Source organism: Methanobrevibacter sp. (assembly GCF_045116495.1).
Lineage (GTDB): Archaea > Methanobacteriota > Methanobacteria > Methanobacteriales > Methanobacteriaceae > Methanocatella.
In genome coordinates this window covers 1-2,335 of sequence record NZ_JBGULU010000164.1, presented here as the reverse complement: position 1 = coordinate 2,335, position 2,335 = coordinate 1, and the positions used below count along the sequence as shown (strand labels likewise).

Here is a 2,335-nt window from a genome sequence, read left to right as displayed (position 1 = left end):
TCCTCAATAATCTCTTCTTCGATGATTTCTTCGGTTTCAACATCGATTTCTTCTTCAATAACTTCACCATCTTCTTCTTCGATGATTACTTTAGGAGGAAGAATTTCAACGGAATCAGGTAATACTGTATCTGGCGGCATAATTCTAACATAAATACCTAATACACCAGGTTTTAATTGAACTGTAGCAAAACCTTCTTCAACTAACCTGATTGAAGGTTCTCCACATTTTTTAATGTATCCTTCTACAAATTTAGCTACAGCAGATCTAGAACCTCTGATTTTACCAGAAATAGTAATTTCTACACCTTGAGCACCAGCACCCATAATTCTACGGATAGTGGAATAAGCTACTCTTCTGAATTGCATACCCCTTTGTAACATATTAGCTACTTTGTAAGCCATGATTTTAGGGTTAAGTTCTGGAACATCCACTTCTTTAACTTCAATTTGAGGATTATCTAATCCAAATTCAGTTTTAAGAGTGTTGGTAATAGCTCTGACATTTTTTCCACCTCTACCAATTACCATACCAGGTCTTTCTGCGTAAACTACAACCATGGTACCTAAAGGTGTGATTTGAACGTCCATACCACCGTATCCAGCTCTTTCAAGTTCTTTTTCTAAGTATTCGTCAATTCTAGTTCTTCTAAGGCCTTCTTGAACGAAATCTTTTTCTATCATTAGTTAGCCTCCTGTAATACAATTTGAATATGAGTAGTTGGGGTATTGAATGGAGTCATTCTACCGAATGCTCTTGGCCTATAACCAGGGATTACTACACCTTTATGAGATGAAATATGTTCAATGAATAATTTTTCAGTGTCCATACCTTTGTACTCTGCATTTGCTTCAGCATTTTCTAAAACTTTTAAGATTTGTGCTGCTGCTTTTACAGGGTATCTACCAATAGGCCAGCCGTCTTGTCCTCTTCTGTGACCAACTTTTCTGTTGTGTCTTTTGAAAGGAACAGATTTTTTCATATCAATAACATCTTCTAAGTAAGCTTTAGCTTTAACTACTTCCATTCCTCTTATTGCTCTGCAAATCTCAACACTGTGTTTTGGAGAAATCTTAAGGGATTTTGCCATAGCACGTGCAGTTTTTGCTTCATCAACATCATTATTATAAGCATATTTGTTAGCCATGTTTTAATCTCCTTATTTAAGTGGTACGAACATGGATGATCTTGTAGCTCCCATACCAGGGTCTCCGTGTTGGACTCTTTTTCTGGTTGGTGCGTATTCACCAAAGTAATGACCAATCATTTCAGGCGCAATAGTTACTTCTACAAAATTTTGACCATCATAAATACCGAAAGTGGTTCCAACCATTTCAGGTATAACAATCATGTCTCTACAGTGGGTCCTAATTACAACAGGACGACCATCTTTAGTTCCTTCTTTATTCAACTTTCTCATTTTATCCAAAACAATTTGTTGTCTTGGTAAGAATCCTCTCTTTAAAGATCTTCTTTGTCTTGCAGGGAATAATTCCATTACTTCCTCTAAAGACATTGCTTGTAATTCTTCAAGAGTATAACCTTTATATTTAAATATTTTTCTTGCCAATGAAACACCCTCTATCTATCTTTTTAAACCAGTTCTTCTAGCTGCAATTGAACCAACTTTTCTTCCTGCTGGTGCGTGTCTTGAAACAGTAGTAGGACGACCAGGATGTTGTCTGTTACCTCCCCCGTGAGGGTGATCTACAGCGTTCATTGCAACTCCTCTTACAGTCATGAATTTCTTACCTTTAGCTTTATAAGCATGCCATTTTTTACCAGCTTTAAGGAATGGTTTATCTTTTCTTCCTCCACCAGCTACTACACCAATACTAGCACGGCATTTAGGATTTAAGTATTTTAATTCCCCAGATGGTAATTCGACAACAGTTTGATTTGCATCATGAGTAACAACAGAAGCATAAGTTCCAGAAGATCTTACAAAACGACCTCCGTCTCCAGGAGTGTTTTCAATATCATATACTGGAGTACCTTCAGGAATTTCAGCAAGCGGTAATGTGTTACCGAATTTGATAGGTGCAGAAATACCACATTCAATTTCATCATCGACTTGAATGCTTTCAGGTGCTAAGATAAATTTCTTTTCACCATTTTCGAATTTTACTTCTGCAATAGGAGCGGTTCTTGCTGGGTCATGTACAATATCAATGACTTTACCTTTAATACTACCTTCTTTTTCTAATGCATCGTAAGATCTGTATTTGATTTTATCTTTAAAACGATGAGAAGCAACACGGTGTGCAGGAGTTCCTCTACCTCTTCTTTGATGAATTAATCGTTTTCCCATTATAATTCCTCCTTAGAATACTCC

4 protein-coding genes are annotated in these 2,335 nt (G+C 36.6%); all 4 read right to left on the bottom strand.

All coding sequences use genetic code 11. The annotated features are described in order from the left end of the window. On the bottom strand, positions 1 to 683 hold a 683-nt coding region (locus ACJMLH_RS08740; RefSeq protein WP_405276776.1), incomplete at its 3' end, for a 30S ribosomal protein S3. Next, complete coding sequence (locus tag ACJMLH_RS08735) at positions 683 to 1,147, bottom strand: 50S ribosomal protein L22 (protein ID WP_405276774.1); 465 nt, start codon at positions 1,145 to 1,147, stop codon at positions 683 to 685. The genes ACJMLH_RS08740 and ACJMLH_RS08735, both read right to left, overlap by 1 nt. 12 nt (positions 1,148 to 1,159) lie before the next feature. Then, positions 1,160 to 1,570, bottom strand: a complete 411-nt coding sequence (rpsS, locus tag ACJMLH_RS08730) for a 30S ribosomal protein S19 (RefSeq protein ID WP_292740355.1) — start codon at positions 1,568 to 1,570, stop codon at positions 1,160 to 1,162. A 15-nt stretch (positions 1,571 to 1,585) separates the two neighbouring features. After that, positions 1,586 to 2,311, bottom strand: coding sequence for a 50S ribosomal protein L2 (locus ACJMLH_RS08725; protein WP_405276771.1), 726 nt, complete (start codon positions 2,309 to 2,311; stop codon positions 1,586 to 1,588). Between the last annotated feature and the right edge of the window lie 24 nt (positions 2,312 to 2,335).

Excerpts from the sequence above, each read along its gene's own strand:
- ACJMLH_RS08735 (WP_405276774.1), bottom strand. The coding sequence starts at position 1,147 with ATGGCTAACAAATATGCTTATAATAATGATGTTGATGAAGCAAAAACT.
- ACJMLH_RS08725 (WP_405276771.1), bottom strand. The coding sequence starts at position 2,311 with ATGGGAAAACGATTAATTCATCAAAGAAGAGGTAGAGGAACTCCTGCA.